Source organism: Usitatibacter rugosus, assembly GCF_013003965.1.
GTDB lineage: Bacteria > Pseudomonadota > Gammaproteobacteria > Burkholderiales > Usitatibacteraceae > Usitatibacter > Usitatibacter rugosus.
Map to the genome: position 1 here is coordinate 2948494 of NZ_CP053069.1, position 14899 is coordinate 2963392.

Here is a 14899-nt window from a genome sequence, read left to right on the forward strand (position 1 = left end):
TCCGGGCTCAGTGCTTGGTCACGATCGGGCGCACGTCGGCCGCGGGCGCCGGTGCCGGCGGCGGCGAGGCCGACTCGGGCAGCGGCGTGGGCTGCGATTCCAGCGCGCGCTCGAGCACCTCGTCGAACCACTGGACCGGCACGATCTCGATCGCGCTCTTCACCTCGTCGGGGATTTCCTGGAGGTCCTTCACGTTCTCTTTCGGGATCAGCACCGTGCGGATGCCGCCCCGGTGGGCCGCGAGCAGCTTCTCCTTGAGGCCGCCGATCGGCAGCACTTCGCCGCGCAGGGTGATCTCGCCCGTCATCGCGACATCGCAGCGGACCGGGATGCCGGTCAGCACGGAGACGATGGCGGTGGCCATGCCGATGCCGGCCGACGGGCCGTCCTTCGGCGTGGCGCCCTCGGGAAGGTGGATGTGGAGGTCCATGGTCTGCCAGAAGTCCTCGGCCACGCCCAGGCGCTTGGCGCGCGCGCGCACGACGGAGATGGCGGCCTTGATCGATTCCTGCATCACCTCGCCCAGCTTGCCGGTGGTGACGGTGTTGCCCTTGCCGGGGAGCTTCACGGCTTCCACGGTGAGGAGCTCGCCGCCGACTTCCGTCCACGCGAGGCCGGTCACCTGGCCCACCTGGTTCTCCTTCTCCGCGATGCCGTAGGTGTACTTGCGCACGCCCAGGTACTTGTCGAGGTTCTTGGAGTTGACGGTGACGTGCTGGCCGTCCTTCTTCTTCGTGAGGATGGACTTGATCACCTTGCGCGTGATCTTGGCCAGCTCGCGGTCGAAGCCGCGCACGCCCGCCTCGCGCGTGTAGTAGCGCGTGATGTCGCGCAGCGCGGAGTCCGTGACGTTGAGCTCGCCGTCCTTCACGCCGTTCGCCTTGAACTGCTTGGGCAGCAGGTACTGCTTGGCGATGTGGACCTTCTCGTCTTCCGTGTAGCCCGAGAGGCGGATCACCTCCATGCGGTCCAGCAGCGGCGCCGGGATATTCAGCGTGTTGGCGGTGGCGACGAACATCACGTCGGAGAGGTCGTACTCCACCTCGACGTAGTGGTCGGTGAAGGTGTGGTTCTGCTCGGGATCGAGCACTTCCAGCAGCGCCGAGGAAGGATCGCCGCGGAAGTCCATGCCCATCTTGTCGACTTCGTCCAGCAGGAAGAGCGGGTTACGCACGCCAACCTTCGTCATGTTCTGCAGGATCTTGCCCGGCATCGAACCGATGTACGTGCGGCGGTGGCCTCGAACCTCGGCTTCGTCGCGCACGCCGCCCAGCGACATGCGGACGAACTTGCGGTTGGTCGCTCGCGCGATCGATTGTCCCAGCGAGGTCTTGCCGACGCCGGGGGGACCCACGAGGCAGAGGATCGGCGCCTTCAGCTTCTCGACGCGTTGCTGCACCGCGAGGTATTCGACGATGCGTTCCTTGATCTTCTCCAGGCCGTAGTGGTCGGCGTCGAGGATCTTCTCGGAATTCTTGAGGTCCGTGGAGACCTTGGACTTCTTCTTCCACGGCAGGCCCACGAGCGTGTCGATGTAGTTGCGGACCACGGTCGCTTCCGCGGACATGGGCGACATCAACTTGAGCTTCTTCAGTTCGGACTCGGCCTTCGCACGCGCCTCTTTCGGCATGTGCGCGGACTTGATCTTCTTCTCCAGCTCGTCGAGATCGGCGCCTTCCTCGGAATCGCCGAGCTCCTTCTGGATCGCCTTCACCTGCTCGTTCAGGTAGTACTCGCGCTGCGACTTCTCCATCTGGCGCTTCACGCGGCCGCGGATGCGCTTCTCGACCTGCATGATGTCGATCTCGGTCTCGAGGAGCTGGAGGAGCTGCTCCAGGCGCTGGCCGGTGGCGAGCATCTCGAGGATCTGCTGCTTCTGCTCGAGCTTGAGCGGCAGGTGAGCGGCGATGGTGTCCGAAAGACGCCCGGCGCCGTCGATGCCCGACAGCGAGGTGAGGACCTCGGGCGGGATCTTCTTGTTCAGCTTTACGTACTGGTCGAACTGCGCCAGCAGCGTGCGACGCATGGCTTCGATTTCCGTGGAATCCGCTTCGTCCACGTTCACGAGGTCGATCTCGGCTTCGAAATTCGGCTTCTCGGTGAGCACGGCGACGATGCGCGCGCGCTGCACGCCCTCGACCAGCACCTTCACCGTGCCGTCGGGCAGCTTCAGCATCTGCAGGATGGTGGAGACCGTGCCGACCCCGTAGAGATCCTCGGGCGAGGGCTCGTCCTTGGCGGCCGACTTCTGCGCCACCAGCACGACGTTCTTGCCTTCCTCCATGGCGGCTTCCAGCGCCTTGATCGACTTCGGCCGGCCCACGAACAGCGGAATCACCATGTGGGGGAACACGACCACGTCGCGCAGCGGCAGCAGCGGCAGGACGCGGGAATCAGCGGAAGGGGTTGTCATCGAGGTTTCCTGGAGTTGGCTGCAAAGACGTGGGGGCGGCGGGGCGACCCCGCAAGCCCCGCGGAGGGACTACTGGAAGGCGGGGCGCGCCTATTGCTGCCCACTCGCGACCTTAGGCTGGTCGGAGTAGATGAGCAGCGGCTTCGCGTCGCCGTTGATGCAGCCCTCGTCCACGACCACTTTCTGGACGTTGGAGAGGGACGGGAGGTCGAACATGATGTCGAGCAAGGCGTGCTCGATGATCGACCGCAGGCCGCGGGCGCCGGTACGGCGCTCGAGCGCGCGTTTTGCAATGGCATGGAGGGCGTTCTCGCGGTATTCGAGTTCGACACCTTCCATCGCCAGCAGTTTCTGGTACTGCTTCACGAGCGCGTTCTTCGGCTCGGTGAGGATCTTCACCAGGGCTCCGGCATCCAGCTCGTCCAGCACCGCCACGACGGGCAGCCGGCCGACGAATTCCGGGATGAGGCCGTATTTGATGAGGTCCTCGGGCTCCACGTCGTGCAGGAGCGCGTTCAATTCCTGGCGGTCGTTCAACGAGCGCACCTGGGCGCCGAAGCCCATGCCGGAGCGGTCCGAACGGTTCTGGATGACCTTCTCCAGGCCGCCGAAGGCACCGCCGCAGATGAAGAGGATGTTCGTGGTATCGACCTGCACGAACTCCTGGTTCGGATGCTTGCGGCCGCCCTGGGGCGGGACGCTCGCGATCGTGCCCTCGATCAGCTTCAGGAGCGCCTGTTGCACGCCCTCGCCGCTCACGTCGCGGGTGATCGACGGGTTGTCGCTCTTGCGCGAGATCTTGTCGATCTCGTCGATGTAGACGATGCCGCGCTGGGCCTTTTCCACGTCGTAGTCGCACTTCTGCAGCAGCTTCTGGATGATGTTCTCGACGTCCTCGCCGACGTAGCCGGCTTCGGTAAGCGTCGTGGCATCCGCGATCACGAAGGGGACGTTCAGCAGGCGGGCGAGCGTCTGCGCGAGCAGCGTCTTGCCCGAGCCCGTGGGGCCGATCAGCAGGATGTTCGACTTGGAGAGCTCGACCTCATCCTGCTTGCCGCCGGTCTTCAGGCGCTTGTAGTGGTTGTAGACCGCGACCGAGAGGATCTTCTTGGCCTGGACCTGGCCGATGACGTACTGGTCGAGGATCTCGCAGATCTCGTGCGGGCTGGGGAGGTCGGACTTCTGCGCCTTCTGCGAGGTGTCGGCCGTGGCCTCCTCGCGGATGATGTCGTTGCAGAGATCGATGCACTCGTCGCAGATGAAGACCGAGGGGCCCGCGATGAGCTTGCGGACCTCGTGCTGGCTCTTGCCGCAGAAGGAGCAGTAGAGGAGCTTTTCGCCGCCGACCTTTTCCGTCATGTTTCCTCTTGCGCGATCGTCAGGTGGCGAGGGCGGCCGCTTCGGTGCGGCTCTGGAGCACCCGATCGATCAGACCATACTTTACCGCGTCTTCCGAGCTCATGAAACGATCGCGATCGCTGTCGCGCTCGATCGTCTCGATCGGCTGGCCGGTGTGCTTGGCGAGCATCTCGTTCAGGCGCCGTTTGAGGTACAGCACCTCCTTGGCGTGGATCTCGATGTCCGAGGCCTGGCCGGAGAAGCCGCCCGAAGGCTGGTGGATCATCACGCGCGAGTTGGGCAGGCAGAAGCGCTTGCCCTTGGCGCCCGCGGCGAGCAGGAACGAGCCCATGCTGGCGGCCAGGCCCGTGCAGAGCGTGGTCACGTCCGGCTTGATGAACTGCATGGTGTCGTAGATCGCCAGGCCCGCCGAGACGCTGCCGCCCGGCGAGTTGATGTACATGTGGATGTCCTTGTCGGGGTTCTCGCTCTCGAGGAAGAGCATCTGCGCCACGATGAGGTTCGCCATGCCGTCGCCGATCGGGCCGACCAGGAAAATGATGCGTTCCTTGAGGAGGCGCGAGTAGATGTCGTAGGCACGTTCGCCGCGACCCGACTGCTCGATGACCATGGGGATCAACCCCAGGCCTTCCGGCTCCTCGTACTCGCTTGCGTGCTTGATGAACATGTCTAGGCTTTCGTTCCCATGAGTTCGTCGAAGGCCACGGGCTGGTCGGAGACCTTCATCTTGCCGAGAGCCCATTCTACGACGTTGTCCTCCACCACGAGCGCGCGCACATCTTCGAGGCGCGAATCTTCCGCGTAGTACCAGCGAACGAGCTGTTCCGGGTGCTCGTAGCTCTCGGCGTGCGACTCGACCATCGAGCGCACCTGTTCGGGGCGCGGGGTGAGGTCGTGGCGGCGGACGAGGTCCTGGAGCAGCAGGCCCAGCTTGACGCGGCGGGTCGCCCGCTCGGTGAAGAGATCCGCGGGCAACGTCATCTGATTGGTGGTCATTCCGCGGGATTTCAACTCCTCGATCGCGGATTGCTGCATTTGCTGGACTTCCTGGTCGATCAGCGAGCGCGGGAGGTCGAACGCCGCGGCGGCCGCGAGCGCATCCATCACCTGCTCCTTCACGCGGGCCTTCACGCGCTTGTCGACTTCCTTCTGGACGTTGTCGCGCACTTCCCGCTTGAGGCGCTCCACGTCGCCGTCTTCCACGCCGAGCTGGCGGGCGAAATCGGCATCGACGGCGGGCAGCTTCGGCTCGGACACGGAGTTCACCGTGACGGTGAATTCGGCCTGCTGGCCTTTCACCGGATCGGCGTAGTCGTCGGGGAACTTGAGCGTGAAGGTCTTCGTCTCGCCGGCCTTCATGCCCACGGTGTTGGACTCGAAGTCGGGGAGCATGCGGTTCTCGCCGAGGACGACGGCGAAGTTCTTCGCCTCGTTGCCCTCGAAGGCGTTGCCGGCGATCGTGCCGCGGAAATCGAGGTTCACGAGGTCGCCGGTCTGGGCAGCGCGGGCGACGTTCTCGAACGTGGCGCGCTGCTTGCGAAGCGTCTCGAGCGTCTTGTTGACGTTCTCGTCGCCGACGGCGAGCGCCGGGCGATAGAGCTCGGTGCCGGCGAGGTCACCCATGTTCACTTCGGGGTAGACCTCGAAGGTGGCGGTGAAATCGACGCTGGTGGGCTGCGCTCCGGCCTGGCCGGCCTGCACCGGCTGGAAGCGCGGATAGCCGGCGACGCGGTAGTTCTGGCTCTTCACGGCGTCGATGAAGGATTGCTGCACGGAGTCGTTCAGCACTTCCTGGCGGATCTGGTAGCCGTAGTGGCGCTCGACCATCTTGAGCGGCACCTTGCCGGGGCGGAACCCTTCCATGCGGACGGTCTGCGCGAGCTTCTTCAACCGCGTGGCGATTTCCTTCTCGAGGTCGGCGATGGGCACCGACACCGTGAGGTTGCGCTCGAGCGGACTGGACGTGTTCTGGACTGCCTGCTGCATATCGTTTTCCTTGTTGGTTTTCCCTCATGCCTCCGCGAGGGGCGGGCCGGGCACTACCCGGGTGAAGCGACCTGGTGCGAAAGGAGGGACTCGAACCCACACACCTTTCGGCGCTGGAACCTAAATCCAGTGCGTCTACCAATTCCGCCACTTTCGCGGTCGCGAAATTATACCCCAAAGCAGGGCCCTCCGGCACGGGTCGAAAACCGCCCGGCCACCGATATAATCTTGAAAATTCAAAAGCTTCGCGCCGCCCTTGCCCGTCGACCACTACGAGAATTTCCCCGTTGCCTCGTGGCTGCTGCCCGCCCCGATGCGAGAGCCCGTCGAGGCGATCTACGGCTTCGCCCGGGGGGCGGACGACATCGCCGACGAGGGGGACGCCGACGACGCGACGCGCCTGGCGGGCCTCGCCGAATACTCGCGCGCGCTGGATGAAATCGAGGCGGGGCGCAACGTCCCCTACCCGCCTTTCGAGCGCGCCGGCCGTGCGATCCGCGAGCATCACCTTCCGGTCCAGCTCTTCCGCGATCTCATCGACGCTTTCTCGCAGGACGTGACGACAAAGCGCTACGCGACCTACCCCGACCTGCTCGACTACTGCCGCCGCTCGGCCAATCCCGTCGGTCGCCTGCTGCTGCATCTCTTCGGCCGCACTGATGCGCGCAGCCTCTCGCAGTCGGATGCGATCTGCACCAGCCTGCAGCTCATCAACTTCTGGCAGGACGTGGCCGTCGACTGGCAGAAGGGCCGTGTCTACATTCCGCAGGAAGATCTCGTGCGCTTCGGTGTTCCGGAATCGTCGATCGGCGAAGCGCGCGTCGACGACGCCTGGCGCAAGGTGATGGCCTTCCAGTGCGAGCGCTCGCGGGCGCTGATGCGCTCGGGCGCCCCGCTCGGCCATGCGCTGCCGGGCCGGATGGGCCTCGAAATTCGCGCGGTTGTCGCCGGAGGGGAACGGATTCTCGATAAGATCGAGGCCGTGGCGGGCGACGTGTTCCGCCATCGGCCGGTCCTCGGCAAGGCGGACTGGCTCGTGATCCTCGCGCGGGCATTCGCGCGCCGCACATGACCCCCGACGAATACTGCCAGCAGAAAGCCGCGCAGAGCGGCTCGAGCTTCTACTACAGCTTCCTGTTCCTCCCGCCCGAGCGGCGGCGGGCGATCACGGCGCTGTACGCGTTCTGCCGCGAGGTCGACGACATCGTCGACGAGGTGCACGAGACCGATATCGCCCGCGCGAAGCTCGCGTGGTGGCGCACGGAAGTCGCAAACCTCTTCTCGGGCCAGCCGCAGCATCCGGTCACCAAGGCGCTGGCGCCGTTTGCCGCGACGTTCGGCCTCGACGCGGGCCGCATGAACGAGATCATCGACGGCATGGAGATGGACCTCACCCATCGCCGCTACGCCGACTTCGAGTCGCTGCGCCTCTACTGCCATCGCGCCGCCGGCGTCGTGGGCCAGCTCTCGGCCTCGATCTTCGGGTTCCGCGAGCCCTCGACGCTCGAGTACGCGGAGAACCTCGGCATCGCCTTCCAGCTCACCAACATCATCCGCGACGTGGGCGAGGACGCGCGCCGCGGGCGCGTATACCTGCCGGTCGACGAGCTCGCGAGCCACGGGCTCACGCCCGAAGACATCCTGCAGCGCCGCGGGGGCGACGCGTTTCGCACGATGATGGCTTTTCAAGCGCAGCGCGCCGAGTCGTACTACGACCTCGCGTTCTCGAAGCTGGCACCCGGGGACAAGCGCGACCAGCGCGCGGGCCTGATCATGGCCGCGATCTACCGCACGCTCCTCGACGAAATCCGCCGCGACAACTTCGACGTGCTCGACCGGCGCATCGCGCTGACACCGCTGCGCAAGCTCTGGATCGCGTGGAAGACGTGGGTGGGGACGTGACCGCCGCACGCGGCGGCCGAGCGCCCTCCCCCAAGCGAGTCGCGATCGTCGGCGCCGGTTACGCCGGCCTCGCCGCGGCCGTGACGCTGGTGCGCGAGGGGTGGAACGTCACGCTCTTCGAGGCGAACCGCACGGCGGGCGGCAGGGCCCGTCGCGTCGAGTATCGCGGCATGCTGCTCGACAACGGCCAGCACCTGCTGCTGGGCGCGTACCGCGACACGCTCGCCCTGATGCGCGATGTCGGCGTGCCCGACTCCGCGATCCAGCGCCGCCCGCTCACGCTTCGCATCCCCGGCCGGCTGGCACTCTCCGCGCCGCGGCTGCCCGCGCCCTTCCATCTCGCGGTGGCGCTGGTCACGGCGAAAGGACTCACGTGGGGCGAGCGCTTCGCGGCCATCCGCATGGCACGTGCGCTGCAGCGAGCGTCGTTTCGCGTGCCGCAAGGCATCACGGTCGGCGATTTCCTCACGCGCCATGCGCAGCCCGCCGCGGTGCGCGAGCTGCTGTGGGAGCCGCTCTGCATCGCCGCGCTCAACACGCCCGTCGCGCAGGCCGACGCGCAGGTCTTCGCCAACGTGCTGCGCGACGCGCTGTTCCGCAAGCGCGACGATTCCGATCTCGTGATCCCGTGCGTGGATCTCTCGGCGCTGTTTCCCGATGCGGCGCTGGCGTGGCTCGGTGAACGCGGCACCGAGATCGCGCTCGGCGTGCGCGCACTCTCGGTCGAGCGCGCCGGCGATGCGTGGAGCGTTACCACCGCCGCGGGCCCGCGCGCCTTCGACGCCGTGGTGTGCGCCGTCGCGCCGTTTCAAGTCGCGGCGCTCCTCGAGCCCGTGTCGCGCCTGGACGAGCTCACCGCGCGCCTCCAGCACATCGACCACGAGCCGATCACGACCGTCTATCTCCAGTACGACGCGCCCGTGCGCCTGCCCTTCCCGATGGTGGGATTGGTCGGCGGCCACGTGCAGTGGGTCTTCGACCGCGAGGCAATCTCCGGGCATCGAGGCCTGATCGCCGCCGTGATCTCGGCGTCCGGACCGCACGAGGGCCTCGAGCAGGACGTGCTCGCAACCGTTGCGCATCGCGAGATCAACGCGGCCCTCGGCCCCCTGCCGCAGCCGCAGTGGACGAAGGCCATCAGCGAGCGCCGCGCCACGTTCGCCTGCACGCCCGGCACCTTCCGCCCGCCGAACGAGACGGCCGAGCCCGGCCTCGTGCTCGCCGGCGACTTCACCGACAGCGGCTACCCCGCCACCCTCGAGGGCGCGGTGCGGAGCGGCATCTCCGCGGCCCGGACCACCATCGACCACCTCGCACAACGATGACGACCTCCCTTCCTCCCGGCTACGTGCCGCCTTCCGACCTCCTCGCCGAACGCGCCATCCTCGTCACCGGTGCGGGCCAGGGCCTGGGGCGCGCCGTGGCACTCGCCTGCGCGGCCCACGGCGCAACGGTGGCCCTTCTCGGACGCACGCCCAAGAAGCTCGAAGCCACGGCCGACGCCATCGAAGCCGCGGGCGGCGCCGATCCGGTTCTGATCCCCTTCGATCTCGCGAAGGCGAACACGCCCGAGTACGACCAGCTCGCCCACCTGCTGCGCCGCGAGATGAAGCGCCTCGACGGCATCGCGCATTGCGCGAGCCACTTCGTACCTCTCTCGCCGCTCGCCCACCAGACGCTGGACCAGTGGCTCACGCTGCTGCGCGTGAACCTCGCGGCACCCTTCGCGCTCACCAAGGCGTGCCTTCCCCTGCTTTCGGCGGCGCCCGACGCCTCCGTCGTCTTCACGGGCGAGACCCATGGCCTCGACCCCGCGGCGTTCTGGGGCGGCTTCGCCGTGGGCAAGGCCGCGCTGCCGGCGCTCGCCCACATCTGGTCGGAGGAACTGGAGAAGGCCGGGACGCCGCGGCTGAATGTTCTGGTGCCCGGACCCATGAATACTCCGCAGCGCGCGGTGAGCCATCCGGGAGAGGATCGGGCACGGCTTCCCTCGGCCGAATCCGTCGCGATCGCGTTCCTGTACCTCCTGGGGCGAGAAAGCCACGGCACGAGCGGGAAGACGTTGCGTATGTGACACAGTCGACAGGCGCTCGCTCGGGGAATCGGATAAACTACGAATTGCCCGAAATTCGCCTTGTAAGTTGTTGCTTTACCAGAAATAAATAGAGGCCGGCCCCCGCCCCCACCCCAAGGTCACCCAAGGTCGCACGATGCTTGATCAGGCCAACCGAACGTTCATTTGCAGCGTCGTGTTCATCGACCTGGTCGGCTATTCCAAGAAGCCCGTCACCGAGCAGATCCGCCTCAAGACGAGCCTCACGAACAACCTGTCCGAAGCGATCAAGGACATCCCGGTCAACGACCGCATCATCCTCGACACGGGCGACGGCGCGGCCATCAGCTTCCTCGGCGATCCGGAAGACGCGCTCTTCGTCACGCTGTCCCTCCGCGATGCGCTGGTGCGAGACAGCATGACGGCCACGATGGTCGAGGCCTCCGGAGACGACTCCGTGCGCATGGGCATCAACCTCGGCCCCGTGAAGCTCGTGAAGGACATCAACGGGCACCCCAACATCATCGGCGACGGCATCAACGTGGCGCAGCGCATCATGAGCTTCGCGCGCCCCGGGCAGATCGTCGTCTCGCGCTCGTACTACGACGTGGTGAGCAACCTCGCCAGCGAATACGCCAAGCTGTTCCAGTACGAAGGCTCGCGCACCGACAAGCACGTGCGCGAACACGAGATCTACGTCGTGGGCCACCACGAGGGCGCCATCCAGAAGGCGCGCGACGGCATGCAGGACCGCGCGTCGAACACGAGCCCGTCCGTCACGCGCCCCAAGATCAACACCACCGGCACCACCACCGTCACGCTCACCATCCCGAGCTTCGTGCAGGACAAGAAGAAGCTCACGATGCTGGCCGCCGGCCTGGCCTCGCTCGTCATCGTGCTGTCCGTGCTCGTGGCCACGAAGAAGTCGCCGTCGCAGCCCGAGGTCGTCGCCTCCGCGCCCGCCGCGGCCGAGCCCGCAAAGCCCGCGCCCGAACCCGCGAAGGCGCTTCCGCTTCCCGAGCCTGCGAAGGCCGCCGAGTTGCCTCCCGCCGCCGATCCCGCAAAGCCGGCCGAGCCGAAAGCCGAGACGCGTCCCGACGCGAAGGTGCTCGAGCCTGCGCCGACGCCCGGCCAGGTGCCCGCCGCGAACAACAATCCCGCGAAGGCCGATCCGGCTTCCGCGAAAGCCGGGGCGCAATCCCCGAAGGCCGATCCCAAGGCGGACGGCAAGACTGCGGACGGTGGCAAGCCCGTCGATCCCGCCAAGCCCGCCGGCATTCCCGCCACGCTCGTGTTCGCCGTGCAGCCGTGGGGCGAAGTGTTCGTGAATGGCAAATCGCGCGGCGTCGTGCCGCCCATGAAGTTCCTCAAGCTGGACCCGGGCAAGTACAAGATCGAGATCCGCAACACGAGCTTCCCGGCCCACGTCGAAACCCTCGACCTCAAAGCGCGCGACGAGATCACCGTGCGCCACCGCTTCCAATGAACCGTCCCGCCCTCGCACCGTTCGTGGCTTTCCTCGCGCTCCTAGCCGGGTGCGCGGACATGCAGAAGCTCCTGCCCGCCGACTCCAAGTCCGCGCCGGTCTCGCCGCAGATCACCGAGGCATCGCTGCGGGCCCGGGCCTCGGAGCAGCTCGCCCTCGGCCAGAAGCAGTACGACACGGGCGACCTCGAGAACGCCACCAAGAATTTCAACGCCTCGCTCGAGCACGGCATGCTCTCGAAGGTGGATCAATCCAACGCCCGCAAGCATCTCGCGATGATCAACTGCGTCTCCAATCGCGAGGCGCAGTGCCGCGACGAGTTCCGCAAGGCCTTCGAGATCAATCCCGACTTCTCGCTCACGTCGGCCGAAGACGGCCACCCGATCTGGGGCCCGGTCTACCGGAGCGTGCGCACGCAGCTCATCGCCGAGCGCGAAGCCGCGACGGCCGCGTCGCGCCCGCGCATCCTGCTCTCCAAGTCCGAGCAGATGCTCTCCGACGGCATGGTCAAGTACGACGCCGGCGACTACGTCGAGGCGCAGAGGCTCTACGAGTCCGCGCTCAAGGAAGGCCTGCGCGACAAGGCCGACCAGGTGCGCGCCATGAAGCACCTCGCCTTCAGCCTGTGCCTGCAGGACAAGTACCCCGCCTGCCGCGCCGAGTTCGTGAAGATCTACGACATCGACCCCGAATTCGACCTCACGCCGGCCGAAGCGGGACACCCGAACTGGACCAAGACCTTCGCCTCCGCCAAGGCGCAGGGCCGCAAGCTCGTCGCCGAGAAGGCGGCACGTGAGAAGGCCGAGAAGGACAAGGCGGAGAGGGCCGCCCAGAAACCCGCGACGGCACCGCCGACCGCGGGCGCCACACCCCCCAAGAAGAACTAGACAAACGCATGATTTCGACGCTGGGCAGGTACAAGGTCATCTCGGAGATCGGGCAGGGTGCCATGGGCACCGTGTACAAGGCCGTCGATCCGATCATCGACCGCACGGTGGCGATCAAGACCATCAACTTGAATCTCTCGCGCCAGGAGCTCGAGGAGTACGAGGCGCGCTTCCAGCAGGAGATCAAGGCCGCGGGGCGCCTGAACCACCCCAACATCGTCACGATCTACGACGTGGGCAAGACCGACCAGGTCGCCTACATGGCGATGGAGTTCCTCGAAGGCCAGGAGCTGAAGGACATCATCACCAGCGGCAAGCTCCTTCCGGCCGACCAGGTGGTGGACATCATCTCTCAGGTGGCCGACGGCCTCTGGTTCGCGCACCAGCAGAACATCGTGCATCGCGACGTGAAGCCCTCGAACATCATGGTGATGCGCGGCGGCATCGCGAAGATCACGGACTTCGGCATCGCGCGCCTGCCCAACTCGGCGGTGAAGACGATGACGGGGTTGATCCTCGGCTCGCCGCGCTACATGTCGCCCGAGCAGGTGATCGGCAAGACGATCGACGCGAGGAGCGACACCTTCTCGCTCGGCGTCGTGCTCTACGAAGCGCTCACCGGCGTGGCGCCCTTCGACGGCGACAACGTGAACGCGATCATGTACGCGACCGTGAACACCACGCCCGTGCCGCCGTCGCACCACAACCGCAACATCCCGGCGATGCTGGACCTCATCGTCGCCAAGGCGATGGCGAAGACGCTCGACGACCGCTACCAGTCGGTGAAGGAGCTCGGCGACGACCTCCGCGAGGTCCGCCGCCAGATGGACCACGGCCGCCCTGCTTCGGCGCTGAAGGCCACCTCCTCGCCCGTGCCGTCGCGTCCGGTGACGCTGCCCCCGTCCGAGAAGGTGATCGACACGGGCACGCAGCCTATTGCGCCGGAGCCTCCGCCCAAGGCGCCGGCGGGCGACGACACCGCCTCGCCCCTGCCGCTCGACAAGACCTTCGATTCGTTCGATGCGACGCTGCGGCTCGCCGCGATGACGAACCAGACGGAAGACTTCCGCGACTACATCACCGTCACGCAGAAGATGCGGGCGTACAAGGGCAAGATCGAGCCGGGCAGCCCGCTCGCGATCGCCGCCGAAGCCGCCGCCGCCGCCGCCGCGGCAGCAGCACCGCCGCCCCCGCCCAAGCCGGAGGTGCGCCTGCCGAATCCGGATGTGTCACGCCCCCGCGCGGTGCCTTCGGGCATGGTCACGCAGAAGACGCGCATCGGAACCGGCGGCACCAGCATGCTGGCCATCGGCACGATCGTCGTGCTTTTCGTGCTCGCCGTGGCACTCGCGATCGCGCTCGTCCTGAAGTAACGACGAATAAAGGGGTCAGGACAACTTATTCGAAAAAAGAAGCGTACGAATAAGTTGTCCTGACCCCTTTATTCGTCTCACTTCCTGACGTAGTCGACGGCTTCCACGAGCCGCTCCACCGTGATGATCTCGAGGCCCGCGATGGGCTGGCGTGGCTTGTTCGCCGCGGGAATGATCGCGTGCGTGAAGCCGAGCTTGGCGGCCTCCTTCAGGCGCTCCTGGCCGCGCTGCACCGGCCGCACCTCACCCGCCAACCCAACCTCGCCGAAGACCACATGGCGATCCGGCAGCGGCTTGTTGCGCAGGCTGGAGGCGATGGCGAGCGTGACCGCGAGATCCGCCCCCGGCTCCGCGATGCGCACACCCCCCACGGCGTTCACGAAGACGTCCTGGTCGAAGCAGGCGATGCCCGCGTGCCGATGCAGGACCGCGAGCAGCATCGCGAGGCGGTTCTGCTCCAGGCCCACGGTGAGGCGCTTGGGGGTGCCGCCATGCGAGTCATCCACCAGCGCCTGCAGCTCCACCAACAGCGGCCGCGTCCCCTCCTGCGTGACCATCACGCACGAGCCCGACACGCCCTCGGAGTGGCGCGAGAGGAAGAGCGCCGAGGGGTTGGTCACCTCGCGCAGGCCCTTCTCCGTCATGGCGAAGACGCCCATCTCGTTCACGGCGCCGAAGCGGTTCTTGAACGCGCGCACGAGGCGGAAGCTGGTGTGCGTGTCGCCTTCGAAATAGAGAACGGTGTCGACCATGTGCTCGAGCACCCGGGGGCCGGCAAGCGCGCCCTCCTTCGTAACGTGGCCGATGAAGATCACCGTGGTGCCGGATTGCTTGGCGAGGCGCGTCAACTGCGCCGCACACTCGCGCACCTGGGCCACGGAGCCGGGCGCCGAGGTGAGCGCCGAGGAATAGAGGGTCTGGATGGAATCGATCACCGCGACCTTCGGCTTCATGCTCACGATCGCGGCCTGGATCTTCTCCAGCTCGATCTCCGGAAGCAGCATCACCTTGGCGGCGTTCACGTCGAGCCGCTTCGCACGCAGCGCCACCTGCTGCGCCGATTCCTCGCCGGTCACGTAGAGCACGGGCACGACTTCCGAGAGCTTGGCCGCGGCCTGCAGCAGCAGCGTGGACTTGCCGATGCCGGGGTCGCCGCCGATCAGCACCACGCCGCCTTCGACCAGACCGCCACCGAGCACGCGATCGAATTCACCCACCATGGTCGGAAGCCGCGGGAAATCCTTGGCTTCGACCGACGACAGCGAGACCGCCTCGGCCGGAGCGGCAAGACCCGCGTAACGATGGCCGCCGGCGCGCGCCACTTCCGCCACCGTTTCCACGAGCGTGTTCCACGCGCTGCAGTGCGGGCACTGGCCAGCCCACTTGAGCGAGTTGCCGCCGCATTCGGTGCAGGTGTAGAGGGTCTTCGCTTTCGCCATG

Annotated in this window: 12 protein-coding genes and 1 tRNA gene; 7 read left to right on the forward strand and 6 right to left on the reverse strand. The window is 66.7% G+C overall.

Translation table 11 applies throughout. The features are described from left to right. Positions 1-7: 7 nt before the first annotated feature. The 5 genes from lon to DSM104443_RS13925 form a co-directional block, all read right to left on the reverse strand. Positions 8-2413, reverse strand: a complete 2406-nt coding sequence (lon, locus tag DSM104443_RS13905; RefSeq protein WP_171093199.1) for an endopeptidase La — start codon at positions 2411-2413, stop codon at positions 8-10. A 90-nt stretch (positions 2414-2503) separates the two neighbouring features. Beyond that, positions 2504-3772 (reverse strand): ATP-dependent Clp protease ATP-binding subunit ClpX, encoded by a 1269-nt coding sequence (clpX, locus tag DSM104443_RS13910; protein ID WP_171093202.1) that lies wholly within the window; start codon positions 3770-3772, stop codon positions 2504-2506. A 19-nt stretch (positions 3773-3791) separates the two neighbouring features. Continuing rightward, positions 3792-4439, reverse strand: coding sequence for an ATP-dependent Clp endopeptidase proteolytic subunit ClpP (gene clpP / locus DSM104443_RS13915; RefSeq protein WP_171093204.1), 648 nt, complete (start codon positions 4437-4439; stop codon positions 3792-3794). 2 nt (positions 4440-4441) lie between these two features. Then, positions 4442-5758, reverse strand: a complete 1317-nt coding sequence (gene tig / locus DSM104443_RS13920) for a trigger factor (RefSeq protein WP_171093206.1) — start codon at positions 5756-5758, stop codon at positions 4442-4444. A gap of 72 nt (positions 5759-5830) precedes the next feature. Next, positions 5831-5915 (reverse strand) — tRNA-Leu (locus DSM104443_RS13925). 99 nt (positions 5916-6014) lie between these two features. Here DSM104443_RS13925 and hpnC point away from each other — a divergent pair. From hpnC to DSM104443_RS13960, 7 genes are all read left to right on the forward strand, one after another. Continuing rightward, a complete protein-coding gene (gene hpnC, locus DSM104443_RS13930; protein ID WP_171093208.1) occupies positions 6015-6830 on the forward strand; it encodes a squalene synthase HpnC in 816 nt (271 codons plus the stop codon). Further along, positions 6827-7660, forward strand: a complete 834-nt coding sequence (gene hpnD / locus DSM104443_RS13935; protein ID WP_171093209.1) for a presqualene diphosphate synthase HpnD — start codon at positions 6827-6829, stop codon at positions 7658-7660. The genes hpnC and hpnD overlap by 4 nt, the downstream gene beginning before the upstream one ends. Continuing rightward, positions 7657-8985, forward strand: a complete 1329-nt coding sequence (hpnE, locus tag DSM104443_RS13940; protein ID WP_171093212.1) for a hydroxysqualene dehydroxylase HpnE — start codon at positions 7657-7659, stop codon at positions 8983-8985. The genes hpnD and hpnE overlap by 4 nt, the downstream gene beginning before the upstream one ends. After that, the gene (locus DSM104443_RS13945; RefSeq protein WP_171093214.1) at positions 8982-9734 is read left to right on the forward strand and encodes an SDR family NAD(P)-dependent oxidoreductase; all 753 of its coding nucleotides are present in this window, start codon (positions 8982-8984) and stop codon (positions 9732-9734) included. The genes hpnE and DSM104443_RS13945 overlap by 4 nt, the downstream gene beginning before the upstream one ends. A gap of 136 nt (positions 9735-9870) precedes the next feature. Then, positions 9871-11199: a nucleotidyl cyclase domain-containing protein gene (locus DSM104443_RS13950; RefSeq protein ID WP_171093216.1), complete on the forward strand. Its 1329-nt coding sequence runs from the start codon at positions 9871-9873 to the stop codon at positions 11197-11199. Further along, positions 11196-12086, forward strand: a complete 891-nt coding sequence (locus DSM104443_RS13955; protein WP_171093218.1) for a TssQ family T6SS-associated lipoprotein — start codon at positions 11196-11198, stop codon at positions 12084-12086. The genes DSM104443_RS13950 and DSM104443_RS13955 overlap by 4 nt, the downstream gene beginning before the upstream one ends. 8 nt (positions 12087-12094) lie before the next feature. Then, a complete protein-coding gene (locus DSM104443_RS13960) occupies positions 12095-13459 on the forward strand; it encodes a serine/threonine protein kinase (RefSeq protein ID WP_171093220.1) in 1365 nt (454 codons plus the stop codon). A gap of 77 nt (positions 13460-13536) precedes the next feature. Here DSM104443_RS13960 and radA read toward each other — a convergent pair whose 3' ends face one another. Then, the gene (gene radA / locus DSM104443_RS13965) at positions 13537-14898 is read right to left on the reverse strand and encodes a DNA repair protein RadA (RefSeq protein ID WP_171093222.1); all 1362 of its coding nucleotides are present in this window, start codon (positions 14896-14898) and stop codon (positions 13537-13539) included. Position 14899: the final 1 nt, after the last annotated feature.